Annotated in this window: 15 protein-coding genes; 12 read left to right on the top strand and 3 right to left on the bottom strand. The window is 72.6% G+C overall.

Annotation, left to right across the window (positions count from 1 at the left end):
- Positions 1 to 101 precede the first annotated feature (101 nt).
- The 3 genes from ACFQU3_RS20580 (at position 102) to ACFQU3_RS20570 (ending at position 2,501) form a co-directional block, all read left to right on the top strand.
- Positions 102 to 1,100 (top strand): peptidoglycan-binding protein, encoded by a 999-nt coding sequence (locus ACFQU3_RS20580; protein WP_385913255.1) that lies wholly within the window; start codon positions 102 to 104, stop codon positions 1,098 to 1,100.
- A 65-nt stretch (positions 1,101 to 1,165) separates the two neighbouring features.
- Positions 1,166 to 2,167, top strand: coding sequence for a hypothetical protein (locus tag ACFQU3_RS20575; protein ID WP_385913253.1), 1,002 nt, complete (start codon positions 1,166 to 1,168; stop codon positions 2,165 to 2,167).
- Positions 2,168 to 2,258: 91 nt separating this feature from the next.
- Positions 2,259 to 2,501 carry a hypothetical protein gene (locus ACFQU3_RS20570; protein WP_385913251.1) on the top strand — a complete coding sequence of 81 codons (243 nt, stop codon included), beginning with the start codon at positions 2,259 to 2,261 and terminating at the stop codon, positions 2,499 to 2,501.
- Here ACFQU3_RS20570 and ACFQU3_RS20565 read toward each other — a convergent pair.
- Both ACFQU3_RS20565 and ACFQU3_RS20560 read right to left on the bottom strand, forming a co-directional pair.
- Positions 2,498 to 3,463 (bottom strand): hypothetical protein, encoded by a 966-nt coding sequence (locus ACFQU3_RS20565; RefSeq protein ID WP_385913249.1) that lies wholly within the window; start codon positions 3,461 to 3,463, stop codon positions 2,498 to 2,500. The genes ACFQU3_RS20570 and ACFQU3_RS20565 overlap by 4 nt on opposite strands.
- A gap of 512 nt (positions 3,464 to 3,975) precedes the next feature.
- On the bottom strand, positions 3,976 to 5,049 hold the full coding sequence (locus ACFQU3_RS20560) for a LysR family transcriptional regulator (RefSeq protein WP_385913247.1): 1,074 nt from the start codon (positions 5,047 to 5,049) through the stop codon (positions 3,976 to 3,978).
- A gap of 72 nt (positions 5,050 to 5,121) precedes the next feature.
- Between ACFQU3_RS20560 and ACFQU3_RS20555 the strand changes: the two genes are divergently transcribed.
- The 7 genes from ACFQU3_RS20555 to ACFQU3_RS20525 all read left to right on the top strand — a co-directional run bounded on the left by ACFQU3_RS20555 (position 5,122) and on the right by ACFQU3_RS20525 (position 19,621).
- A complete protein-coding gene (locus ACFQU3_RS20555; RefSeq protein WP_385913245.1) occupies positions 5,122 to 6,354 on the top strand; it encodes an MFS transporter in 1,233 nt (410 codons plus the stop codon).
- 51 nt (positions 6,355 to 6,405) lie between these two features.
- Positions 6,406 to 7,713: an SWIM zinc finger domain-containing protein gene (locus ACFQU3_RS20550; RefSeq protein WP_385913243.1), complete on the top strand. Its 1,308-nt coding sequence runs from the start codon at positions 6,406 to 6,408 to the stop codon at positions 7,711 to 7,713.
- Positions 7,710 to 9,230: a DUF5691 domain-containing protein gene (locus ACFQU3_RS20545; RefSeq protein WP_385913241.1), complete on the top strand. Its 1,521-nt coding sequence runs from the start codon at positions 7,710 to 7,712 to the stop codon at positions 9,228 to 9,230. The genes ACFQU3_RS20550 and ACFQU3_RS20545 overlap by 4 nt, the downstream gene beginning before the upstream one ends.
- Positions 9,227 to 10,324, top strand: coding sequence for an AAA family ATPase (locus ACFQU3_RS20540; RefSeq protein WP_385913239.1), 1,098 nt, complete (start codon positions 9,227 to 9,229; stop codon positions 10,322 to 10,324). Before ACFQU3_RS20545 ends, ACFQU3_RS20540 begins: the two co-directional genes overlap by 4 nt.
- 3 nt (positions 10,325 to 10,327) lie before the next feature.
- The gene (locus tag ACFQU3_RS20535) at positions 10,328 to 12,580 is read left to right on the top strand and encodes a DUF5682 family protein (protein WP_385913237.1); all 2,253 of its coding nucleotides are present in this window, start codon (positions 10,328 to 10,330) and stop codon (positions 12,578 to 12,580) included.
- A complete protein-coding gene (locus tag ACFQU3_RS20530; protein WP_385913235.1) occupies positions 12,577 to 13,776 on the top strand; it encodes a VWA domain-containing protein in 1,200 nt (399 codons plus the stop codon). Before ACFQU3_RS20535 ends, ACFQU3_RS20530 begins: the two co-directional genes overlap by 4 nt.
- Before the next feature lie 307 nt (positions 13,777 to 14,083).
- Positions 14,084 to 19,621: a carboxyl transferase domain-containing protein gene (locus tag ACFQU3_RS20525; protein ID WP_385913231.1), complete on the top strand. Its 5,538-nt coding sequence runs from the start codon at positions 14,084 to 14,086 to the stop codon at positions 19,619 to 19,621.
- 203 nt (positions 19,622 to 19,824) lie between these two features.
- Here ACFQU3_RS20525 and ACFQU3_RS20520 read toward each other — a convergent pair whose 3' ends face one another.
- On the bottom strand, positions 19,825 to 20,850 hold the full coding sequence (locus ACFQU3_RS20520) for a YdcF family protein (protein ID WP_385913229.1): 1,026 nt from the start codon (positions 20,848 to 20,850) through the stop codon (positions 19,825 to 19,827).
- Between the two features lie 49 nt (positions 20,851 to 20,899).
- Here ACFQU3_RS20520 and ACFQU3_RS20515 point away from each other — a divergent pair, with 49 nt between their 5' ends.
- Entirely contained in the window at positions 20,900 to 22,303 is a 1,404-nt protein-coding gene (locus ACFQU3_RS20515; protein WP_385913227.1) for an alanine--tRNA ligase-related protein, read from the top strand.
- Between the two features lie 203 nt (positions 22,304 to 22,506).
- Complete coding sequence (locus tag ACFQU3_RS20510; RefSeq protein WP_385913225.1) at positions 22,507 to 24,921, top strand: ATP-binding cassette domain-containing protein; 2,415 nt, start codon at positions 22,507 to 22,509, stop codon at positions 24,919 to 24,921.
- Positions 24,922 to 24,927 lie beyond the last annotated feature (6 nt).

Raw genomic sequence — 24,927 nt, 5'->3', positions numbered from 1 at the left:
CCGACGGGGAGTTCTCCCCATGTACCCCAAGGCTGCTCGCCCCTAGCGTCGGCGCTGCGGACGCGACCGCGCCCGCGCCACCGGACCGATCAGGGGTAGTCATGTGTGAGCTCCACGAACCAACCACTCCGGCCGTCGGGCGTCGCACGCTCATCCGCGGCGCCGGAGGCCTCCTCCTCGGCGGCGGCCTCGTCGCGACCACCGCGACCGCCGCGCAGGCCGCGACCTCGCAGAACGGCTGGCCCGCCGGGTCGACCTCCGCCATCCCGGTCAGCGGCCTCTCGGTCGGGGCCGCGACCTTCCCCGCCGGCGTCCGCAGCGGAGACGTCCACACGGTCCTCGGCTACGTCGCCCGCCGTTTCGACAACGAGGTCGAGGCCCTCGTCAAGGGGTGGTGCTGGGGCCACAGCTACCGCGTCATCTCGGGCAGCACGTCCCTGTCGAACCACTCCAGCGGCACCGCGATCGACATCAACGCCCCCCGCCACCCGCTCGGCGCCTCCGGCACGTTCAGCTCGACGCAGCGGTCGCACATCCGGTCGATCCTCAGTGCCTGCGACGGGGTGGTGCGGTGGGGCGGCGACTACTCGGGCCGCAAGGACGAGATGCACTTCGAGATCAACGTGCGCCCGGGCGACGCGAGACTCGCCGCCCTCGCCCGTCGCATCGGCGGTCGTGGCGGCGCGCCGACGCCGACCCCGATCGCCTGGACGACGGTGCGTCGCGGCGCGAACGGCTTCCGCACCACGGCGATCCAGCACCTGCTGCGCCAGCGCGGATACTCGCTCACCGTCGACGGCTCGTTCGGTGCCATCACCGAGAGCAGGGTCATCTCCTTCCAGCGCTCGAGGGGCCTGGTCGCCGATGGCATCGTGGGCCCGAGGACCTGGACGGCTCTGGTCGTGACCGTGCAGCGCGGCTCGCAGGGTCAGGCGGTCGTGGCGGCGCAGAAGCTGCTCACCCACCGCGGCTACAGCCTCACGGCCGACGGCGTGTTCGGCTCGATGACCGCGACGAAGACGCAGGCGTTCCAGCAGTCCCGCGGCCTCACCGCCGACGGCATCGTCGGCCCCCGCACCTGGGCGAAGCTGACGGCCTGACGCGCGGCGCCGGCATCGCACCACCGCCTCTTACGCAGAGGCACTTCTTGTGCACAGGATGGGTGATGGACGCTCACCTGCCCTCCCCCTCACGCAGAGCGGTGCTGACAACAGCCGCCGCCTCCGCGTTCGTCGCCCTCACCGGCTCCGCAGGCTCGCCTGCGTCGGCCGCAGCCGTCTCCGCGCCGCTGTCTCCCGCGCCCGAGACGATCGCCCTGCCGTCCGGCATGCGCCCGGAAGGCATCACGTCAGGACCCGGCACCACGTACTACGGCGGGTCGCTCGCCGACGGCCGGATCGTCACCGGCGACCTGCTCACCGGCAGCGTCGACACGCTGCTGCCGGGCGCACCCGGTCGGGCGCTCCGTGGCCTCTTCCATGACGACCACTGCGGTGTGGTCTGGGCCGTCGGTGGCGTCACGACCGACGACAAGACCGTCGGCCACGTCTGGTGCGTCGACGCCTCGACCGGCGCCGTCATGCACGACGTCGTCGTCGAGGGCGCCGGCTTCCTCAACGACCTCGTCGTCACCGACGACCGCGTCTGGGTCACCGACTCGCGCGTCGACCGCCTCACCGTCATCGCCCATGACCACGCGACGATGTCGGCGAGCGGCCCGACTTTCGTGCCGCTGGGCGGGGCCTGGCCGAAGGGCGACGGAAGCTTCAACAACGCCAACGGGATCCGGCTGCTGCCCGACGGCGACATCATCCTCAACAACAGCCGGTTCGGCGGGCTGTGGCACGTCGAGCCCGCCAGCGGCCAGGCGCACGGGATCCCGGTCAGCGGCGGTCCCGGCATCATCGGCGGCGACGGCATCGAGACCGACGGCTCCGTGCTCTACAACGTCCGCGGCAGCGGCCAGCACGAGGTCTCGGTGCTCCGCCTGACGCCCACGAGCACCGGATGGGCCGCACAGTGGCGCGGCGCACGCACCGACGACACGCTCGAGGTGCCATCGACCGCGACGCTCGCGGGTGGCTGGCTCTGGGCCGTGAACGCCCGTTTCGGCGTCGCCTCACCGGCCACGGCGCCGTACTGGATCACCCGGCTCCCCGCTGCCTGACGGGGCTTGCCCGACGGACCGTCCACGACCCTCGGAACGATGCGCTCGTCCGGCTATGGACGCCCTCGCCGGGCGGGCGCACACTGGGTGGATGGAGACGCGCCGCACGCGGTTGACCCGACGCAGCGCCCTGACCGCCACGGCGGCCGCGGTGCTCGTGGGGGTCACGGCCCTCGCCGGCTCGTCGGCCGTGGCTGCGCCTCGGACGTCCGCTCCCGCGTCGACCGTCGTGACGCCGTCGCTGGCCGACCTCCGGCTGCCCTCGCCTGCCGACCACACGACCCGGGTCATGCGGGCCGGGTCGTGCGACGTGGAGATGATGGACCTGCTCTAGGCCGAACCGTCTGACGGCCAGGCGCCCAGCCACGTCGAGCGCGGGCTGACGTAGGGCGCGATGAGGTCGACGAGGGCGGGATCGGCCCGGCCCTCGAGGACGTGCGCCGCGATGCGCCGGGCCGCGCCCGCGAGGAAGTCGGCGAGCTGGACGCGGGCGTCGTCCTGCGAGTCGACGAAGGTGATGCCCTCCAACGCGTTCGACGGCCCGCCGGGGCTGGAGCCGACCGCCGTGCGGATCGCGGCGTCGGTCAGTGTGGCCTGCACGTCGTGGACGACCCAGAGCGGGCGGCCCTCCGCACCCCAGTGGCGCAGCACGTCGGCGAGCGCCGGCACGATCGGGTCGAGCACGGTGCGGCCGTGACCGACGAGCCGGTCGAGCCCCGCGTCGTCGAGAGGCACTCCCGCCACCAGCCCCTCGACCGGCGCCCCGAGGTCGTCGAGCTCGAGCAGCCCTGCCCACAGGGAGTGGGCGCTCGCTGCCGCCTCCTCGGGTGACCGCGCCCGGACGATGTCGTTGAAGTCGGCGAGCACCGCCTCCCAGCGGCCTGGACCGAGGCGGCGCCGCGCCACCTCGTACAGGAAGACCGCTCGCCTGTGGGCGTCCAGAGACGGTGCCGGCCCATCGAGGAGCGCGACCATCCGGCCGGTCAGGTGCAGCGCCTTGTCGGTCAGGTGGACCTGCGCGTGCCCGAGGAACGGCCCGTCCTCACCGAGCAGCCACTCGAGCAGACGCCAGTTCTGGGGCCGCAGCACCACACTGGCCTTGACCTCGGTGGCCGGTGAACGGGCCTCGACCCGCACCCGCTCGATCGTCTCGAGCGCGCGCTCCGTCGTGACGTCGATGCTCGCGTGGGCGAACACGTGCGTGCTGCCGCGGACGAGTTTCTCGCCCTCCGAACCGGACTCGTCGCACGCCACCTCGAGGAGGGTCCGGGTGCGCGCTGGGGCGGAGGGCGGCATACCCCCATCTTGTGCGTGCAACGCACTCACGCCAACCGACCTGGCCGCCCGAGGCGGCGAACATGGCCGCCGGCGCTAGGCTCGTCTGCCGTTGCCCGCCCACGACCGATGGAGCCCTCATGACCGCAGGACCGACCGGCACACAGCAGCTCATCGACCAGGTCAGGTCGGACGCGGCCGGCGGACCGTACGTCGTGGCCGAACGACCGTACGGCTTCGACCTGACGATCGACATCGCCGACGCGCGCTGGTACACCCTCATCCGCAAGAACCGCCTCAAGCGTGTCTTCACGCACGAGGTGCGCGTCGACGAGGCCGACCACACCATCGCCATCACCGACGTCGAGAACCGGGTGCGCTGGGGCGCCGGGTCGACCACGAACGGCGGGCTCAGCCTGCACGCCGAGCGATCGGTGCAGCGCGGCCGCATCTACTCGTGGTCATTCCACAAGGAGTTCGGCGTCGACGCCGACACGGGTGAGGTCGGGGCTGTCGTGGACTACACGTTCTCGTCAGGGGAGGGCCGCACGCTCGTGCGCGAGGCCGCCGAGCGGGCCGGCTGGCGCGAGAAGATGGGCCGCGAGCAGCGGGGCGCGCTCGTCTTCGGCCTCCTCACGATCGCCGTGCTCGTCGTCGCGGGCCTCGTCGCGCTCGTCATCCAGCTTTCCCGCTGAGCGCCGCGAGGGCCACCGACCGGCCCGACCGGACCACGAACTCCTCGAAGGCTGCCACGGTCGGGTCGTGCGCGCCGAGTGGCGCACGATGGCCCCGATGGTCCGCATGGCCCGCGGGTGGTCGAGGCCGACGGGCACGACGTCACCCTCCGGCGCGAAGGCGGGCAGGATCGCCACGCCGAGTCCCGCCCCCACGAGTCCCCTTGCGGTGTGGACGTCCTCGGCCTCGAAGCCGATCCGGAGCGGCACACCCGCGTCCGCATAGATCTCCTCGACCCGGCCCCTCAGTCCGAAGCCGGTCTTGAGCACGATGAGCTCGTCGCCGTCGTCACGGGCCAGGCGCTCGACCGACAGGGAGGCCGCGCCGGCGGCCGGGTGGGACCGGTGGACGGCGACGACGAGCGGTTCGTCGTAGAGCACCGTCGTCGACGCGCCGGGCAGGTCGGGCGGCGATGCCACGAGCGCGACCGAGCACCGGCCGGCCTCGAAGTCGTCGAGGGCCTTCTGCCGCGAACCCTGCGCGAGCTCGAACCTCACGCCGGGGAACCGGTCCCGGAAGCGCCGGATCAGGGCAGGCACGACGGTCTCGCCGAGGAGGGTCTGGAACGAGAGCCCCACGGTGCCGTGGCCGACGACGCTCGAGCGCGTGACGACGTCGACGCCACGCTCGAGCGCCCCGACCCCTTCCTGCGCGTAGGGCAGCAGGGCTCGTCCGGCGGCCGTGAGCGTGATGCCGCGTCCGTCGCGCTCGACCACCGGGGTGCCGAGCAGGACGCCGAGCCGGGCGAGCGCCCGGCTCACCGTCGGCTGCGGCATCCCGAGCACGGCGGCCGCCGTCGTCACCTGGCCGACGTCGGCCACGACGAAGACCGGCAGCAGCCGCACGACGGACCGGAACTCCGACGGTGTCATGCCTGGATCGTATGAGTCAGCGCCGGGCGCATGCATTGGTGCAATGCGTCGTGTCGCCCTAGCGTCGGCGTCATGACCTGGGACGGCCACCTCCCCGCGAGCCGGGAGTACCGACGCATCCTCGTCGGCCTCGGCGCCGCCGGGATCGCGACGTTCGCGCAGCTCTACTCCCCGCAGGGGCTGCTGCCGACCCTGGCTCGGGGCCTGCACGTGAGCCCCGCGGACGCCGCGCTCTCCGTCTCGCTCGCGACGCTGGGCGTGGCCCTCGCGGTGCTCCCGTGGTCGTGGGTCGCCGACCGTGTCGGACGGCTCCGGGCGATGCAGGTCGCCGTCGTCGCCTCGACGGTGCTGGGGGTCCTCGTGGCCCTCGCCCCGGGCATCGAGGTTCTCCTGGCCCTGCGCCTCGTCGAGGGGATGGCCCTCGGGGGCCTCCCCGCGCTCGCGGTCACCTACCTGCACGAGGAGGTGCACCACCGGCACACCGCGGCGGCCGCGGCGGCGTACATCTCCGGAACGACCATCGGCGGGGCGGCCGGGCGCCTGATCGCGGGCCCCCTCGCCGGGCTGTTCGGCTGGCGCCCGGCCCTGCTCACCGTGGCGGTCGTGTGCGGCGTCGCCTCGGTCGTCTTCCTGCGGCTCATGCCGCGCGCGCGGGGCTACCGACCGACCGCAGCGTCGGCGCGGACGGTCGTCGACGGCATCCGGGCGAGCCTGCGCGACCCGGGGCTGGTGGCCCTGTACGCCCAGGGCGCCCTGCTGATGGGCGGCTTCGTCGCGGTGTACAACTATCTCGCCTTCCGGCTCGAGGGGCCGGGCTTCGCGCTCCCCGCAACGGTCGGGTCGCTCATCTTCGCCGCGTATGCCGCCGGGACCGTCAGCTCCCGCCTGACCGGCCGCTGGGTGCCGCGTCTCGGGCGTCGACGGGTGCTCGTCGCGGGCACGGCGGCGATGGTGGCCGGCACGCTGTTGACCCTGTCGAGCGCCCTCGTGCTCGTCGTGGCGGGGTTGCTCGTGCTCACCGCCGGCTTCTTCGCCGCGCACGCGACGGCGTCGGCATGGGTGGGAGCTCGGGCGACGACCGGCCGGGCGCAGGCGACGGCCCTCTACAACGTCGCGTACTACAGCGGCTCGGCCCTCGTCGGCTGGGTGCTGGGCTACGCGTGGTCGGGACCGGGCTGGGTCGGCGTGGTGGGGGCCGTCGTCGCGCTCGCGCTCGGCGCGCTCGTCGTCGGGCTCGCGGTGCTGCCCACCGGCAGACCTGAGCCTCGTCGCGCTCACCGACGTGGGTTGGCCCTTCGAGGCTAGGTCGTGACATCGCCCCCGACTGTGGGAGGAGTCGGTCATGATGTGCCAGTCATGACCCGATGGACTCCAGCCCAGGTCGCCGGCTTGGCCCCCGACGCCGCGTCACTGACGGCTGCGCGCAGGCTGGCGCGGCCGGGCCCGTGGTCAGACACCGGGTCGACGGACACGCTGCTCTGGGGCAAGTGCCAGGGCTCGGGCAAGGCGCCCTACCAGGTGAGCATCGACCTCACGGGACCGGCGTTCCGCTGCTCGTGCCCGAGCCGCAAGTTCCCGTGCAAACACGGCCTCGCGCTGCTGCTCCTGTGGGTCGACGGCGCCGGCTCCGTGGCCGACACGGCCGAAGCGGCCGGCTTCGCGCAGGAGTGGGCGGCCGAGCGCTCGGCCCGCGCCGAGGCCCGGGTGGCGGGCGAGGCTGCCCGTCCCACGCGTACGCCCGACCCCGCTGCCGCGGCACGACGCCTCGAGGAGCGGCTCGCGCTCATGGACGGGGGCATGGACGACTTCGCGCGCTGGCTCACCGACCTCGTGCGCAGCGGCACGGCATCCGCGCGGCAGCAGTCGTACGCCTGGTGGGACGGCACGGCCGCCCGGCTCGTCGACGCGCAGCTGCCGGGGCTCGCCGACGACGTCCGCTCGGTCGGCGGTGCGGTGAGCGGCCGGGCCGACTGGGCCGAGCGGCTCCTCGTCGCACTCGGCCGCTGGTGGACCGCGACGCGTGCGTGGGCCGCCCGTGAGTCGCTCGACGAGCACCAGATGGGTGACCTCCGGGCCTATCTCGGCTGGTCGACGAGCACCGAGTCGGTGCGCCGCCGCGACGCCGTGACGGACCGCTGGCTCGTCCTCGGCGCGCACCGCACCGATGACGGACGCCTCCAGCAGCAGCGCACCTGGCTGCGCGGGGCCGCGACCGGTGAGACGGTGCAGGTGCTCGACTTCGCCGCGGGCGGGCAGGTGCTGCCCGTCGCGCGGGTGGTCGGGTCGAGCCTCGACGCGACGCTCGCGCGCTACCCGGGCGCGGCGGTGCGGCGCGCGCTGTTCGTGGACGAGCCCTCGGTCGCCGACGAGCGCGGGCGTATGCCGTCCGGCTCGACCCTCGAGTCCGCGCGGTCCGTGGCGGCCCGGGCCTGGGGCCTCAACCCCTGGGCGCGGCGCGTGCCGGTCGTCCTCGACGACGTGCGGGTCGGGCTCGACCGCGTCGTCGACGCCGAAGGCGCCAGCGTCGCCCTGGCCGAGGACGCCGACGTGTGGTCACTGCTCGCCCTCACGGGCGGCGGGCCGACGCAGGTGTTCGGCGAGCTCGAGGAGTCGAGGCTGCGCCCTCTGACCGTCGTCGTCGACGGAGAGGTGGTGGGCCTGTGACCGACGTCGACAGCTGGTGGCGCGAGGTCGGCAACGCCGCGCTCGTCGGCACGGCCCGCCGGCCCGTGCCGCCGCTGGCCGACCTCGGGGCGGCGGGGGTGCGCCCACGCGAGGGGGCGACGCCACGGGAGGAGGCCCTGCTCGACGCCGCCGCCCTCGGTGGTGCGGCGCTGCGCGCCGGGCGACGGCTCGACCACGCGGAGCCGCCCGACGAGGCGCCCACAGAGCGCAGGCCCGAAGCGCCCCGGCGGGCGGTGCAGCTGCTCGAGCTCGTCATGACCCAGCCCCCGGCCGGGGCCCAACAGCGCGCGAGCCTGCTCACCCACTGGCTCCGCACCGCCGACGACGCCGGCCGACGCGTGCCGCACGTGCTGCTCCCGACCCTGCTCGGGCTCGCCACCGGCACGCGCGAGCTGCGCCGGCCGGCAGCCGCGGTGCTGGGCGAGCGCGGGCGCTGGCTGGCGGCCCTGCGCGAGGAGTGGCAGTGGGTTGCCGACGCGGCCGCCGGCGCCGAGGCGCGCACCGCCTCGCGGGTCGCGGGTGCAGCGCCCTCGACGGACGAGTGGGCGCGTCTGCCCTCCACCGACCGGGTCGCGGTCCTCGGCACGATGCGGGCGCACGACCCGGCGACCGCGCGGGCACTCGTCGTCGCCACGTGGGAGTCGGACTCGGCGCGCGACCGCCGGGCGCACCTCGAGACGCTCCGCGTCGGGCTCGGACCCCACGACGAGCCACTGCTCGAGCGCGCCCTCGACGACCGGGCCGGCACGGTGCGCGAGGTCGCGGCCGAGCTGCTCGACGCGCTGCCCGGATCGGCCCGGGCGGCGCGCATGGCCGAGCGGCTGCGCCCGCTCGTGCGGCGCACCGGGCTGCTCGGTCGCGGGCTCGACATCATCCTTCCCGACGAGCCCGACCCTGCGGCGGTGCGTGACGGGCTGGGCAAGCCGCCGCCGCGCCGCTCCGCGCGCGGCTGGTGGCTCGAGCAGATCTGCGCCGGAGCACCGCTCGAGGTCTGGTCAGAGCTGGCCGGCACCGACCCTTCGACGACGGTCAAGCGGCTCTGGGACGCCCAGCAGCAGGACGCGCTGGGCGGCGTACGCCGGGCCGTGCGGGCGCGGCGTGACGCGCGGTGGGCGGCGGCGCTGCTCGAGCGGGCCTGGGACGTGACCCTCGTGCCATCCCTTCCCCGGGAGAGCCGCGAACGGGTCGCGCTGACGCGGGTCGACGCCACGACGGACCGGGTGCACGAGGTGGCCGCGGTCGTCGGCTCGGTCGACCCTCCGTGGTCGGCCGACTTCAGCGTCGCCCTCGTGTCGCGGCTGCGCGCGTCCAAGGTCGGGTCGGCCATGGTCCTCGCGACCATGCCGCACCTCGTCGCGGGCCTGCACCCTGCAGCCCTCGACGCCCTCGAGCGCTGGATCGAGTCCGGCGGCGCCGACCAGACCCTGACCAACAACCTGCGCAACCTGTTGCAGTTCCACTCCGTCAAGCGATCGATCACCGAGGCCTTCAGATGAGCGAATCCCCTTCTTCCACCACGATTCTGCGGGCCCACGCCGAGGACGCGTATGCCGCCGAGCTCGCCGCGCTGGCGGCCTCGGACGACCGTCCGCGCCCGCCGCGGTGGCGGCTGTCACCGTGGGCGGTCACGACGTACCTCCTCGGCGGCATGCTCGACGACGGCACGGAGATCACGCCGAAGTACCTCGGGTCGCGCCGGCTCATGGAGGTCGCGGTCGCATCGCTCGCGACCGACCGGGCGCTCCTGCTGCTGGGCGTACCGGGCACGGCGAAGACGTGGGTGGGCGAGCACCTCGCCGCGGCGATCAGCGGGTCGTCGAAGCTCGTCGTCCAGGGCACGGCCGGCACCCCCGAGGAGTCGCTGCGCTACGGCTGGAACTACGCGCGGCTGCTCGCCGAGGGGCCGACGCGTGCCGCTCTGGTGCCGAGCCCGGTCATGCGAGCCATGGAGACCGGGGCCCTCGTGCGCATCGAGGAGCTGACCCGCATCCCGGCCGACGTGCAGGACGCGCTCATCACGATCCTGTCGGAGAAGACCCTGCCGGTGCCCGAGCTCGACGAGCAGGTGCAGGCGATCCAGGGGTTCAACGTCATCGCAACGGCCAACAACCGCGACAAGGGCGTCAACGACCTGTCGTCGGCCCTCAAACGACGGTTCAACACGGTCGTGCTGCCGCTGCCCGACACGCTCGCGCAGGAGGTCGAGATCGTCCGGACGCGCGTCGGCTCGCTCGGACGGTCGCTGGAGCTGCCGGCGGGGCTCGAGTCGCTCGCCGAGATCGAGCGGGTCGTCACCGTCTTCCGCGAGCTGCGGTCAGGTGTCACGGCCGACCAGCGCACGACGATCAAGTCGCCCTCGGCCACCCTGTCGACGGCCGAGGCGATCTCGGTCATGACGAACGGGCTCTCGCTCGCGGCCCACTTCGGCGACGGCGTCGTGCGCGCCGACGACGTCGCGGCCGGGCTCGTCGGCGCCGTCGTCAAGGACCCCGTCCAGGACCGGATCATCTGGCAGGAGTACCTCGAGACGGTCGTCAAGGACCGCACCGAGTGGACCGACCTCTACCGCGCCTGCCGCGAGCTGGGCTGACCCGTGACCGCTGCGACGTCGGTGACACCGCAGGTGGAGGTCCTCGGGGTCCGCCACCACGGTCCCGGCTCCGCGCGGTCCGTCGCGCTGGCGCTCGACGAGCTGCAGCCCCACGTCGTCGTCATCGAGGGTCCGCCCGAGCTCGACGCGCTCATTCCGCTGGCAGCGGACCCCGACCTCGTCCCTCCCGTGGCAGGGCTCGTGTATGCCGTCGACGAGCCGAAGCGTTCGGCCTTCTACCCGTTCGCGGTGTTCTCGCCGGAGTGGGTGGCGCTGCAGTGGGCGATTGCCCACGGGGTCGACGTGCGCTTCGCCGACCTGCCTGCGACGCACTACCTCGCCGGTCCCGACACCGACGACGCGAGTCGCGACGACGCGGGAAGACAGGCCGGGCGGGCATCCCGACGACCGGACCCGATCACCGCCCTGGCCACGGCAGCCGGCTACGACGACCCGGAGCGCTGGTGGGAGGACGCCGTCGAGCACCGGCGCACGTCGTCGCTCACGCACTTCGCCCACCTGCGGGAGGCCATGGAGGGCGTCCGAGGCAGCCTCGAGGTGGACGACGACGGACGCCGAGAAGCCTTCATGCGCAAGGTGATCCGGGCTGAGATGCGCAACGGTCGGGAACGGATCGCGGTGGTGTGCGGCGCCTACCACGCGCCCGTGCTCGACCCGGCCTCCTTCCCGCCCGTGAGCCGTGACAACGCCCTCCTCAGCAAGCTGCCGAGGATCAAGGTGGCCGCGACGTGGGCCCCGTGGAGCTCCGAGCGGCTGTCGTACGCGAGTGGGTACGGCGCCGGAGTCCGCTCGCCGGGGTGGTACCAGCACCTCTTCGTCACACCCGACGACGAGGTCGTTCCCTCGTGGTTCGTCAGGGTGGCCCGGGCACTGCGCGACGAGAACCTCGACGCGTCAACGGCATCCGCCGTCGAGGCAACCCGGCTGGCGGGCGCCCTCGCCGCCGTACGTGGCCGTCCGTCGGTCGGCCTCAGCGAGCTCACGGATGCCGCCCGCGCCGTGCTCGCGGAGGGCACCGACCTGCCGCTCCGGCTCATCGACCGGACGCTCGTCATCGGCGAGGAGCTCGGGCGCGTCCCCGAGTCCACGCCCATGGTGCCCCTGGCCAGCGACCTCGCGAAGCAGCAGAAGTCGTTGCGACTCAAGGCCTCTGCCACCTCGACCGTCGTGCAGCTCGACCTGCGCCGCGAGTCGCAGCTCGCGCGGTCGGTGCTCCTGCACCGGCTGGCGCTCCTCGACGTGCCGTGGGGCACGCAGGTGGAGGCCGGTCGCTCCTTGGGCACCTTCAAGGAGGCCTGGGAGCTCGAGTGGACGCCCGAGCTCGCGGTCGCGGTCATCGAGGCGAGCCTCTACGGCACGACGGTGCGCAGCGCGGCCGAGGCGAAGGTGGCCGAGGAGTCCGAGGAGGCTGCGGACCTCGGGGTGCTCGGCACCCTCATCGAGCAGTGCCTGCTCGCCGACCTGCCCGACGGGCTCCGGGCCGTCGTCGCGGCGCTGGCCGACCGGACGGCGAAGCAGCACGACACACAGGCCCTTCTCGGGACCGTGGAGCCGCTGGCGCGGACGTGCCGCTACGGCGACGTGCGCGGTGTCGACGTCGCGGACGTGACGCACGTGCTCCAGACCGTGGTCGTGCGGGCGGCTGTCGGCCTGCGGGCCGCGTGCTCGAGCCTCGACGACGACAGTGCGGCCGCGATGCGCACGGCCATCGAGGCGGCACACCGCGGTGTCGCGCTCGTCGACCGCGACGACCTGCGCGACCCGTGGCACGAGGCGCTCGTCGCCGTCGGTCGCGACGAGGGCATCCACGGCGCGGTGTCCGGCCGGGTCACCCGGCTGCTGCTCGACGGCGGCCCGCACGACCAGGACGAGGCGGCCGCGAGGCTCAGCCGACGGCTGTCGCCCGGAACCGGTGGCCCTGCGGCAGCGGCGTGGCTCGACGGCTTCCTCACCGGTGAGGCCCTGCTGCTCGTCCACGGCGACGACCTGCTCCCGATCATCGACGAGTGGCTCGTCGAGGCGTCAGAGGAGTCCTTCGAGGACCTCCTGCCGCTGGTCCGGCGCACCTTCTCGCGTTACCAGCCGGCCGAGCGTCGCCTCATCGGGCAGCACCTGCGCGAGCTCGGATCGGGCACGCGGCCGACAGCCACGGCGGCGGACTCGCTCGACCTCGACCGCGCCGCACCGGCCATAGCCGCAGTGGCCCGACTGCTGGGACTGGAGGTGGCCTCGTGACGGACCACACGGCATACGGGGACATCGGTGCTGCCCCGACGGCACGCGACCGGCTCACCCGGTGGCGGCTCGTCCTGGGCGGCGAGCAGTCGGACGGCATCGGCGAGGCGGCGGCGCTCGACGCCGACGACCTCAAGCGCGACGAGACGCTGCGCGACCTCTACGACGGAGAGCGCCGGAGCGGGCTCGGTGCGTCGGCACCCAAGGTCGCTCGGTGGCTCGGCGACATCCGTGGCTACTTCCCGTCGTCCGTCGTCCAGGTCATGCAGGCCGACGCGATGGACCGGCTCGGGCTGACGCAGCTGCTACTCGAGCCCGAGCTCATGGAGGCCGTGCAGCCCGACATCAACCTCGTCACGACGTTGGTCGGTCTCGGCCGCGTCATCCCGGAGCGGTCACGAGCGACGGCCCGCGCCGTGGTGCGGGTCGTCACCGACGAGCTGGAGGAGCGGCTGCGGTCCGAGACGGTGCAGGCCGTGACGGGGGCCCTCAACCGGGCCGCCCGGACCCGCCGGCCGCGGCACTCGGACATCGACTGGAACCGCACCGTGGCGGCCAACCTCAAGCACTACCAGCCGGAGCACCGCACGGTCGTGCCCGAGCGCCTCGTCGGCTACGCGCGACGCGCGAACCGCGTCGAACGGCGGATCGTCCTCTGCATCGACCAGTCGGGCTCGATGGCCGAGTCGATCGTCTACTCGAGCGTGTTCGGTGCGGTGCTCGCGTCGCTGCGGTCCGTCGAGACGAGGCTCGTCGTCTTCGACACCGCCGTCGTGGACCTCACCGACCAGCTCGACGACCCCGTCGACGTGCTCTTCGCGGTGCAGCTCGGCGGCGGCACGGACATCAACCAGGCGCTCGCCTACTGCGAGGGACTGATCGAGCAGCCGGGCGAGACGATCCTCGTGCTCATCAGCGACCTCTACGAGGGCGGCATCGCCGAGGAGATGGTGCGGCGGGCCTCGTCGATCGTCGCGTCCGGGGCCACGATGGTCGCCCTGCTCGCCCTCAGCGACTCGGGGCGTCCGAGCTTCGACGCGAACCACGCGGCTGCGCTGGCGGCGGTCGGGGTGCCGGCGTTCGCGTGCACGCCAGACCGGTTCCCCGACCTCATGGCCACGGCCATCGAGAAGCGCGACATCGCGGCGTGGGCGGCAGCCAACGACATCGTCACCGCCCACGAGCCTGACGCGTGAACTGGCGACGGGCTGCTCAGCGCCCCGGCACGCGGAAGACCGCGGGCCCGACCGGCATCGTGGTCCTCGGCCACGTCACTGCTCCGCCGGGCGCAACAGTGACGTAGCGGACCACCGCGCCGGCCCGCACATGGAGCGGGAAATCGCGGTGCGGTCCGAGCACCTCGAGGCGGCCCGAGGAGCACTCGGGGCCAATCGGACGGATGTCTACTCGCGGGTCGCCACCGATGAGTGGAAGGCTGCGGGTGTGGCGTGACGAGCGCCATGCGCCCCACCGGGCGGCGGGACGACCAAGGAGACCTGCTCGATGATCTCGCGGATCGCGATCGTCAACCGCGGCGAGGCCGCCATGCGCCTCATCCACGCCGTACGTGACCTCAACGCCGGCACCGGACCCGGAGGCCACCGCATCGAGACGATCGCGCTCCACACCGAGGGCGAGCGGCGGGCCATGTTCGTCCGGGAGAGCGACCACGCGTACGACCTCGGGCCGGCGTCGGCACGCCCCTACCTCGACCTCGCCGTCCTCGAGCAGGCGCTACGCGAGACGCAGGCGGACGCGGCGTGGGTCGGCTGGGGCTTCGTCGCCGAGGACCCGGCGTTCGCCGAGCTGTGCGAACGCATCGGTGTCACGTTCATCGGCCCGAGCCCGGAGGCCATGCGCAAGCTGGGCGACAAGATCGGCAGCAAGCTCATCGCCGAGGAGGTCGGCGTGCCCGTCGCCCCGTGGAGCCGCGGCGGCGTCGACACCCTCGAGGACGCCAAGGCGGCCGCGGCACGGATCGGCTACCCGCTCATGCTCAAGGCCACAGCCGGTGGTGGCGGGCGCGGCATCCGCCGCGTCGACTCGGACGCCGACCTCACGGACGCCTACGAGCGCACGCGTGACGAGGCCCAGCGCGCGTTCGGCTCCGGTGTCGTCTTCCTCGAGAAGCTCGTCACCGGCGCGCGCCACATCGAGGTCCAGGTCATCGCCGACGGCCAGGGCACCGCCTGGGCCATCGGCGTGCGCGACTGCTCCGTGCAGCGGCGCAACCAGAAGGTCATCGAGGAGTCCGCGTCACCGGTCCTCACCGCCGAGCAGGCCGACGAGGTCAAGACGAGCGCCGAGCGCCTCGCCGTCGCCGTCGGCTATGCCGGCGCGGGCACGGTCGAGTTCCTCTACCACCCGGGCGAGCGCTTCTTCGCGTTCCTCGAGGTCAACACGCGTCTGCAGGTCGAGCACCCGATCACCGAGGTCGTCACCGACACCGACCTCGTCAAGCTCCAGATCCACGTCGCGAACGGCGGGCGGCTCGACAACCTCGACGGCGGCCGTCCCACGCAGCGCGGCCACGCCGTCGAGGCGCGCCTCAACGCCGAGGACCCCGACCGCGACTTCGCCCCGTCCCCCGGGCGCATCAGCCTTCTGCAGTTCCCTGCCGGGCCGGGCATCCGCGTCGACACCGGCGTGGGCGAGGGCGACTCGATCCCCGCCGACTTCGACTCGATGATCGCCAAGATCATCGCCCACGGCCGCGACCGCGACGAGGCCCTCGCCCGCCTGCGCCGCGCCCTGGCCGAGACGACCGTCGTCATCGACGGGGGCTCGACGAACAAGTCGTTCATCCTCGACCTGCTCGACCAGCCCGAGGTCATCGACGGCTCGGCCGACACCGGCTGGATCGACCGCGTCCGCGCCGAGGGCCGCCTCGTGTCGCACCGCCACTCGGGCGTCGCGCTCGTCGCCGCCGGCATCGAGGCCTATGAGGACGCCGAGGCCATCGAGCGCGCGCGCCTGCTCGAGTCCGCCCGCGGCGGCCGTCCGCAGGTCCAGCACGCCGTGGGTCGCGCCATCGACCTCAAGCTGCGCGGCACGGCCTACAAGGTGCTGGTGCTGCGCACCGCCTCGCACCGCTATCGCGCGACGATCACCAACGGCGGCGACGAGCACGTCGTCGACGCCACGCTCGACCGCGTCGACGAGTATGCCGGCCGCATCGTCGTCGAGGGACGCCCCCACCGACTCATCACCGCCACGCACGGCCCCGTACACCTCGTCGAGGTCGACGGCGTGACGCACCGCGTGACGCGCGACGAGGGCGGCGTCGTCCGCTCGCCCGCGCCCGCGCTCGTCGTCGCGACGCCGGTCGAGGTCGGCGCCGAGGTCGCCGCCGGTGCCCCCGTCCTCGTGCTCGAGTCGATGAAGATGGAGACCGTCCTGCCGGCGCCGTTCTCGGCACGCGTGCGCGAGCTGCTCGTCGCCGTCGGCAGCCAGGTCGAGACCGGTGCGCCGCTCGTCCGCCTCGAGCCGACGGGCGACGAGGCCGAGGTCGCCGACACGGCTGCGACCGAGGGCGTCGACCTCGACCTGCCCGACTCGAGCGCCGGGAGCGCGACGGTGCGCGAACGCGTCGACCGCGGCATCGCGGACCTGTCGGCGAGCGTCCTCGGCTTCGACGGCGACCCGAGAGGCGACCGGCGGGTGCTCGGCAGCTACCTCGACGCCCGCGACGCGCTGGCCTCCGAGGGCACCATCCCGCTCGCCGAGGAGATCGAGATCCTCGACCTGCTCACCGACTTCGCCGAGCTGAGCCGCAACCGCCCGGCCGCCGAGGAGCGCCACACCGAGCTGCTCGTGCACAGCCCGCGTGAGCACTTCCACTCCTACCTCCAGAGCCTCGACGTCGAGCGCGCGGGGCTGTCGGCGGACTTCCGCGACAAGCTCGCCCGGGTGCTGCGCCACTACGGCGTCACCGACTTCGAGCGCACGCCCGACCTGGAGGAGGCCGTCTTCCGGATCTTCCTGGCACAGCAGCGCTCGGCGCCCGAGGTGCAGCTCGCGACCTCGCTCCTGCAGAGGTGGCTCGCCGAGCCGATCCCCGCGCCGCCGCTCGACACCGCTGCCCGCGAGGCCCTCGACCGCCTCGTCGTCGCCACGCAGCTGCGGTTCCCCGTCATCGGTGACCTCGCCCGCAGCGTCCGCTTCCGCTGGTTCGACCAGCCGCTCGTCGACGAGGAGCGCGAGAGCGTGCTCGCCGGCGTGCGCGACCAGCTCGCGGCCCTCGCGGCCGAGCCCGATGCACCCGACCACACCGAGCGGGTCGACGAGCTCGCCGCGATCCCCGAGCAGATCGTGCGGTTCCTCGCCGAGCGGCTCCACGAGGCGGCGCCCGAGCGGCTTCCCGAGCACGAGCCGATGCTCGAGGTCCTCATCAAGCGGCACTACCGCGAGCACGAGCTGCACGGCCTGCACACCTTCACCGAGGGCGGCCGTCCGTTCGCGACGGCCGACTACACCCTGGACGGCCGTCCCACCCACCTCACGTCGACGATCGGGTCGGTCGACGAGCTCGCGCCGGGCAGCCCGCTCGACGAGGCCGTGTCCAACGACGTCTGGGCCCGGCCCGAGCAGCACCAGTCCGTCGTCGACCTGTACCTGCGCTGGAGCCAGGAGCCGGAGTCGCCCGACGACGCCAGCGACCAGCTCGTCGCGATGATGCAGCAGCTGCCCTTCACCCAGGACGTACGCCGCGTGGCCGTGGCCGTCAGTGCCGGGCAGGGCCGCCCGGTCGGCTACTTCACCTTCCGCCCCGTCGAGGGCCGGCTCGTTGAGGACCGACTGGTCCGCGGCGTTCACCCGATGGTGGGCCGGCGCCTCAACCTGTGGCGCCTCACGTCGTTCGACGTGACCCGCCTCGACGCCCCCGAGGACGTCCTGCTCTACGAGTGCGTGGCCAAGGACAACCCCGAGGACCACCGCCTCGTCGCGCTCGCCCAGGTGCGCCAGATCGTCGTCGTGCGCGACGAGTCGGGCCAGGTGTCGGGCCTGCCGCACGTCGAGCGCGCCATCGCCAACTGCCTCGAGGCCATCCGCCGCGTGCGTGCGAGCCGCGGCACGAAGGCCTCCAAGCTCGACATGAACCACGTGTGGGTCCAGATCTGGCCGACCATCGAGGCCGACCTCGGCCAGCTCACGGCGCTGCAGAGCAAGATCGCCCCCGTCACGGCCGGTGCCGGCATCGAGGAGGTCCTCGTGCAGGCCAACGTCGCGGTCGCCCCCGGTGAGGCGGCGATGGCGATCACGGGGCGCTTCCACTTCCAGCCCGGCTCGGGGGTCGTCGGCTCCGTCGGCGCGCCACCGACCGAGCGGCTCAAGCCGCTCGACGACTACGCGTCGAAGGTGGTCCGCGCGCGCCGCCGCGGGCTCGTGTACCCCTACGAGCTCCAGTCGATGATCGCGGGCACCGGCGGCACCGTCGTCGAGCACGACCTCGACGACACGGGCGTGCTCGTGCCGGTCGACCGGCCGCAGGGGCTCAACAAGGCCGGCATCATCGTCGCGGTCGTCACGACCCCGACCGAGCGCCACCCCGAGGGAGTGACCCGCGTCGTGCTGTCCGGCGACCCGCTCCGCTCGCTCGGGTCCGTCGCGGAGGCCGAGTGCGCCCGCGTCATCGCGGCCATCGACCTCGCGCAGCAGATGCAGGTGCCGCTCGAGTGGTACTCGCTCTCGGCAGGCGCGCGCATCTCGATGGACTCCGGCACCGAGAACATGGACTGGGTCGCCCGGGCGCTCAAGCGGATCATCGAGTTCACCCAGGCCGGCGGCGAGATCAACATCGTCGTCGCGGGGATCAACGTCGGCGCCCAGCCCTACTGGAACGCCGAGGCGACGATGCTCATGCACACCAAGGGCATCCTCGTCATGACTCCCGACAGCGCCATGGTGCTGACGGGCAAGCAGTCGCTCGACTTCTCCGGCGGCGTCTCGGCCGAGGACAACTTCGGCATCGGCGGCTACGACCGCGTCATGGGCCCCAACGGCCAGGCCCAGTACTGGGCCAAGGATCTCGCGGGCGCCCGCGAGATCCTGATGCGGCACTACGACCACGCGTACGTCGCCCCCGGCGAGACCGGCCCGCGCCGGGCCCCGACGACCGACCCGGCACACCGCGACGTGACGCTGCACCCGCACGACGCCGCCGGTTCGGACTTCAAGACCGTCGGCGAGATCTTCTCGTCGCTGACCAACCCCGACCGCAAGAAGCCGTTCGACATCCGCACCCTGATGCGCGCGGTGAGCGACCAGGACCACGAGCCGCTCGAACGGTGGGCCGGCATGGCCGACGCCGAGACCGCCGTCGTCCAGGACGCGCACCTCGGCGGCATCCCGGTGTGCCTCATCGGCATTGAGAGCAAGTCGGTGCCGCGACGCGGCTTCCCGCCCACCGATGGTCCCGACACCTACACGGCGGGCACGCTCTTCCCGCGGTCGAGCAAGAAGGTGGCGCGCGCGCTCAACGCGGCGAGCGGCAACCGCCCGGTCGTGGTGCTCGCAAACCTGTCGGGCTTCGACGGCTCACCCGAGTCGATGCGCGCGCTCCAGCTTGAGTACGGCGCCGAGATCGGCCGGGCCATCGTCAACTTCGACGGCCCGATCGTCTTCACGGTGGTCTCGCGGTACCACGGCGGTGCGTTCGTCGTGTTCTCCAAGACGCTCAACCCGCGCCTGACCGTGCTCGCCGTCGAGGGCTCGTTCGCGTCCGTGCTCGGCGGCGCCCCCGCCGCGGCCGTCGTGTTCTCGCGCGACGTCGACGCCCGGACGGCCTCCGACCCGCGCGTCACCGAGCTCGAGGGCCGGGTCGCCGCGGCGTCCGGCGTCGAGCGGGCCCGGCTCGCGACCGAGCTCGCCGAGCTGCGGACCTCCGTGCGCTCGGAGAAACTGAGCCAGGTGGCCTCCGAGTTCGATGCCGTGCACAGCATCCACCGTGCCGTGTCGGTCGGCTCGGTCGACGCCGTCATCGGTGCGCACGAGCTGCGGCCGCGCATCATCGCGGCGGTGGAGGCGGGCCTGCAGGGGTGAAACCGAGGGCGTATGCCGGGAGCCCACCCAGCGGCATACGCCCTCGGTTCTCCCCCGAGTCGGGGTCAAAGGCCCCGGGAGCCGGTGCATGAACGCGACCTGGCTCCGTTCTTCCAGTGTGGACCCAGGAACCGGGTTGTGTGACCGAGTTGCGCGTTTTTTCGGTCAAGGCTGCTCAGCGGACGTGCCCGGCCTCGCGCCCGTCACCGCACGACCACGGCATACGTGACGAGGGCCGTCCACACGACCCAGGCCGCGAGTCCGACGAGGACGGTCCACGGGTGGAGCGTCACCGCCGCGACGAACTCACGCAGGAACGCGCTCGGCACGAGGTACCACGCGGTCCAGGCGCCGGTGACGTCCGCGTCGAGGCCCAGCCGCCGGGTGATGAGGGCCGCTCGGCCGACGTGGTAGCCGCTCGTCACGACGCGCACGTGCCGCCCGTCGACCGGGACGTCCCGCCCCCGGAGGAGCTCACGGGCGAGCCGGAGGTTCTCCTCGGTCGTCCTCGCGCGGTCCTCGGTCAGGACGTCGCCGGGTGCCATCCCCCGCTCCACGAGGTATGCCGTCATGGCCACGCCCTCGGCCACCGGCTCGTCCGCGCCCTGGCCGCCACTCGGGACGAGGAGCGGCGAGTGGCCCCGTGAGTGCTCGGCGCGCCATACGGTGAGGCCGGCGTCGAGGCGGCGGGCGAGGAGGCGTGGCACGGTGCCCTGCACGAGCCCTGAGCCCAGCACGATGATGGCGACGGGCGCGCGGCGTGGCCGGTGCCGGCGGTACAGCAGGCAGTAGAGGAGGTAGCTGAGGAAGGCGAGTGCCGGGTAGCCGGGCAGCAGGAGCACCACGAGACCCACGACCGACAGGGCGGGCTCACCGGCACGGACGAGCCCGAACCCGACCGCGGTCGCAACGAGCATGCCCAGGCCGAGCACGAGCGAGATCACGGTACCGACACCGCGCCCCTCGCGGGTCAGCACGCGCAGCCCGTTGCCGACGCAGAGCAGGCCGAGGACCGCGGCCAGGGCCCACGGGACGACGACGAGGGCCACCATCCCGTCGGCGAGGTCGACGAGGTCCGGCTCGACGAGGACCTCGACGGCCGCCAGGCCGGTCCACACCGCGACGAGGAGCAGCACGCCGTTGCGCCAGCGCCGGGGCTCGGTGCGCGACGCGCGGACGAAGGCGGCCCCCGCGACGAGCGCGACGGCGGCGAGCACGATCGGGACCATGCCCCGAGCATGCCTCGACAGGGTCGGGGTCGCGGTGTCCAATCGGGTGATGGACGCGGACGAGATCCGGAGCGCCTTCCTCACGTACATGAGGGAGCAGGGGCACGTCGTCATCCCGCGAGCGCCGCTCGTGCCTCGGGACGACCCGACCACGCTCTTCACCGGCAGCGGCATGCAGCCGCTGCTGCCCTACCTCCTGGGCGCAGAGCACCCGGCCGGTGCGCGACTCGCCGACAGCCAGACCTGTCTGCGCGTCCAGGACATCGAGGAGGTGGGCGACAACCGTCACACGACCTTCTTCGAGATGCTCGGCAGCTGGAGCCTCGGGCACTACTTCAAGGAGCAGCAGATCCCGCAGCTCTGGACGTTCCTCACGGAGCGGGTCGGGCTCGACCCCGCCCGGCTCTACGTCTCGTGCTTCATCGGGGACGCGGCGAACGGCATACCCAGGGACGAGGAGTCGGCAGCGATCTGGGCCGGGCTCTTCACGAGCGCGGGCCTCACGGCCGGCCAGGTCGAGCTCGACACTGAAGAGCACGCAGCCACTGTCGGGACCGGTGGCGCCCGAATAGCCTTCTACGGCAAGAAGAACTGGTGGTGCCGGGGCGGCAGTGCCGACGACATGCCCGTCGGCGAGCCGGGCGGGCCCGACACCGAGGTGTTCTACCTCTTTCCCCACGTCGAGCACGACCCCTCCTACGGCGAGCACTGCCACCAGAACTGTGACTGCGGGCGGTTCATCGAGCTCGGCAACTCCGTCTTCATGGAGTACCGCCGCACAGTCACCGGCTTCGAGCCGCTGCCGCGCCGCAACGTCGACTACGGCGGTGGGCTCGCCCGGATCGCAGCGGCGGCACTCGACACCCCCGACGTGTTCCGGATCGGGCTGCTGTGGCCGATCATCGAGAAGCTCGAGGAGCTGTCAGGGCGCAGCTACGACGACGAGACGGTGGCCATGCGTGTCATCGCCGACCACCTGAAGGGCGCGACGTTCCTCGCCGTCGATGGCGTGCGACCCGGCAACAAGGCGCAGGGCTACGTCCTGCGCCGGCTCATCCGGCGTGCCGTCCGCTTCGCGCTGGGGCTCGGCTTCGAGGAAAGCCTTCTCCCGCAGGTCATCCCGACGGTCGTCGGCATCTACGACGTCCACTATCCAGAGGTGAAGGAGCATGTCGACTTCGTCGTGGCCGTCCTCTCCAAGGGGGAACGGGCGTTTCGGCGGACCCTGAGCAAGGGACTGCGTCAGCTCGAGACCTACCGCGACACCGGCGTCACCGGGGCCGAGCTCTTCATCCTCTACGACACCTACGGCTTCCCGGTCGAGCTGGCCACCGAGGAGGCCCTCGCCCAGGGCATCGCCGTCAGCGGCACCTGGCGCGAGGAGTTCGACAAGCGGATGGCTGCGCAACGCGCCCGCTCGCAACTGGCTTCGCGGGAGAATCAGGTCGAATGACGCGAAACGCCCGACTCGTCGGACCCTATGACCCCGCGCGACGTGGGCATCCCGTAGCGTTCGCGCTGGAAGGGCCGGGATGACTGCCACTCCACCCCTCCCTCACGGCTTGGCGGTCAGGTGGGGCCCGGCCCTTTCGCCATGCCCGGACCCCGTCAGGAATGGAGAAGCCCCGACGGCGCCGCCGCTCTAGCGTGAGTGCCATGTCCAGGAACGGAGACACGAGAACCATGGCCCCGAGGACCGAGACGGCGTCAGCTGCCCTGCACGTCGCCGACAGCCACGACCTGATCCGCGTGCAGGGTGCTCGCGTGAACAACCTCAAGGACGTCAGCGTCGAGATCCCGAAGCGCCGGCTGACGGTGTTCACCGGCATCTCCGGCTCGGGCAAGAGCTCGCTGGTGTTCGACACGATCGCCGCCGAGTCCCAGCGGATGATCAACGAGACCTACAGCGCCTTTCTGCAGGGCTTCATGCCGACGCTGGCGCGGCCCGAGGTCGACGTGCTCGAAGGGCTGACCACCGCGATCCTCGTCGACCAGGAGCGCATGGGCGCGAACCCCCGCTCGACGGTCGGCACGGTGACCGACGCCAACGCGATGCTGCGGATCCTGTTCAGCCGCCTGGGCAGGCCGCACGTGGGGCCGCCCACGGCCTTCTCGTTCAACGTCCCGACGCGCAAGGCGAGCGGGGTCATGAGCACCGACAAGGGCGGCCGCGTCGAGAAGAGCGTGGTGCGTGACGCCGTCTACCTGGGCGGAATGTGCCCGCGCTGCGAGGGCATGGGCGCGGTCACCGACTTCGACCTGTCCGCGCTGTACGACGACAGCCTCGCGCTCAGCCAGGGAGCCCTCACGATCCCCGGCTACAGCATGGAGGGCTGGTACGGCCGCATCTTCAGCGGCTCCGGCTTCTTCGACATGGACAAGCCGATCAGCAAGTACACCAAGAGGGAGCTGCACGACCTGCTCTACAAGGAGCCCACGAAGATCAAGGTCGAGGGCATCAACCTGACCTACGAGGGCATCATCCCGAAGATCCAGAAGTCGATGCTCTCCAAGGACGTCGACGCGATGCAGCCGCACATCCGCGCCTTCGTGGAGCGAGCGGTGACGTTCACGACCTGTCCCGAGTGCGACGGCACCCGGCTCACCAAGGAGGTCCTGGCCTCCAAGATCCGCGGGAAGAACATCGCGGATCTCTGCGCGCTGCAGATCACCGACCTGGCCGACTGGGTCCGCGGCCTCGACGAACCGTCGGTGGCTCCGCTCGTCACCGGCCTGCAGCACCTCCTCGACGCGTTCGCGCAGATCGGGTTGGGCTACCTCTCGCTGGACCGCCCGTCGGGCACGCTCTCCGGGGGAGAGGCCCAGCGCACCAAGATGATCCGCCACCTCGGCTCCTCGCTCACCGACGTCACCTACGTCTTCGACGAGCCGACGATCGGCATGCACCCCCATGACATCGAGCGGATGAACGCGCTGCTGCTGCAGCTGCGGGACAAGGGCAACACCGTGCTCGTCGTGGAGCACAAGCCCGAGACCATCTCGATCGCCGACCACGTCGTCGACCTCGGCCCCGGCGCCGGGACGGGGGGCGGCACCATCTGCTTCGAGGGCACGGTGGACGGGCTGCGGGCGAGTGACACCACGACCGGTCGCCATCTCGACGACCGGGCCAGGCTCAAGGAATCGGTTCGCTCGCCCTCCGGTGCGCTGGAGGTGCGCGGCGCGTCGACGCACAACCTCCGGGACGTGGACGTCGACCTCCCGCTCGGCGTGCTGTGCGTGCTCACGGGGGTCGCCGGCTCCGGCAAGAGCTCGCTCGTCCAGGGCTCGGTGGCCGGCCGTGACGGCGTCGTGGTGATCGACCAGGCTGCGATCCGCGGTTCGCGGCGCAGCAACCCTGCGACGTACACGGGACTGCTCGACCCGATCCGCAAGGCGTTCGCGAAGGCCAACGGCGTGAAGCCGGCACTCTTCAGCTCCAACTCCGAGGGTGCCTGCCCCGCCTGCAACGGCGCCGGCGTGATCTACACGGAGCTCGGTGTGATGGCGACGGTCGAGTCCGTCTGCGAGGAGTGCGAGGGCCAGCGGTTCCAGGCGTCGGTGCTGGAGTACACGTTCGGCGGCCGGAACATCGCCGAGGTGCTGGCGATGCCCGTGACCGAGGCCGAGGAGTTCTTCGGTGGCGGTGACGCGGCCACGCCGGCCGCGCACACGATCCTGCGCCGACTCGCCGACGTCGGGCTCGGGTACGTCAGCCTGGGACAACCGCTGACGACACTGTCCGGAGGGGAGCGCCAGCGGCTCAAGCTGGCCACCCAGATGGCCGAGAAGGGCGACGTCTACGTCCTCGACGAGCCGACCAGCGGCCTGCACCTCGCCGACGTCGAGCAGCTCCTCGGTCTGCTCGACCGCCTCGTCGACTCGGGCAAGTCGGTCATCGTCATCGAGCACCACCAGGCCGTCATGGCGCACGCCGACTGGATCATCGACCTCGGACCCGGGGCCGGGCACGACGGCGGCAAGGTGGTCTTCGAGGGCACGCCCGCCGAGCTCGTCACCCTCCGCGCGACGCTGACCGGGAAGCATCTCGCCGAGTACGTCGGGGCCTGAACCGGG

The sequence above is a fragment of the Terrabacter sp. GCM10028922 genome (assembly GCF_042666095.1).
In the GTDB taxonomy this organism is placed as follows: domain Bacteria; phylum Actinomycetota; class Actinomycetes; order Actinomycetales; family Dermatophilaceae; genus Terrabacter.
Note: the sequence above shows the minus strand (reverse complement) of the source record. Positions and strands in the feature narration are given on the sequence as shown.

Excerpts from the sequence above, each read along its gene's own strand:
- ACFQU3_RS20515 (WP_385913227.1), top strand. The coding sequence starts at position 20,900 with ATGGACGCGGACGAGATCCGGAGCGCCTTCCTCACGTACATGAGGGAG.
- ACFQU3_RS20510 (WP_385913225.1), top strand. The coding sequence starts at position 22,507 with ATGTCCAGGAACGGAGACACGAGAACCATGGCCCCGAGGACCGAGACG.
- ACFQU3_RS20565 (WP_385913249.1), bottom strand. The coding sequence starts at position 3,463 with ATGCCGCCCTCCGCCCCAGCGCGCACCCGGACCCTCCTCGAGGTGGCG.
- ACFQU3_RS20540 (WP_385913239.1), top strand. The coding sequence starts at position 9,227 with ATGAGCGAATCCCCTTCTTCCACCACGATTCTGCGGGCCCACGCCGAG.
- ACFQU3_RS20550 (WP_385913243.1), top strand. The coding sequence starts at position 6,406 with ATGACCCGATGGACTCCAGCCCAGGTCGCCGGCTTGGCCCCCGACGCC.
- ACFQU3_RS20525 (WP_385913231.1), top strand. The coding sequence starts at position 14,084 with ATGATCTCGCGGATCGCGATCGTCAACCGCGGCGAGGCCGCCATGCGC.
- ACFQU3_RS20575 (WP_385913253.1), top strand. The coding sequence starts at position 1,166 with ATGGACGCTCACCTGCCCTCCCCCTCACGCAGAGCGGTGCTGACAACA.
- ACFQU3_RS20555 (WP_385913245.1), top strand. The coding sequence starts at position 5,122 with ATGACCTGGGACGGCCACCTCCCCGCGAGCCGGGAGTACCGACGCATC.
- ACFQU3_RS20520 (WP_385913229.1), bottom strand. The coding sequence starts at position 20,850 with ATGGTCCCGATCGTGCTCGCCGCCGTCGCGCTCGTCGCGGGGGCCGCC.
- ACFQU3_RS20560 (WP_385913247.1), bottom strand. The coding sequence starts at position 5,049 with ATGACACCGTCGGAGTTCCGGTCCGTCGTGCGGCTGCTGCCGGTCTTC.
- ACFQU3_RS20570 (WP_385913251.1), top strand. The coding sequence starts at position 2,259 with ATGGAGACGCGCCGCACGCGGTTGACCCGACGCAGCGCCCTGACCGCC.
- ACFQU3_RS20580 (WP_385913255.1), top strand. The coding sequence starts at position 102 with ATGTGTGAGCTCCACGAACCAACCACTCCGGCCGTCGGGCGTCGCACG.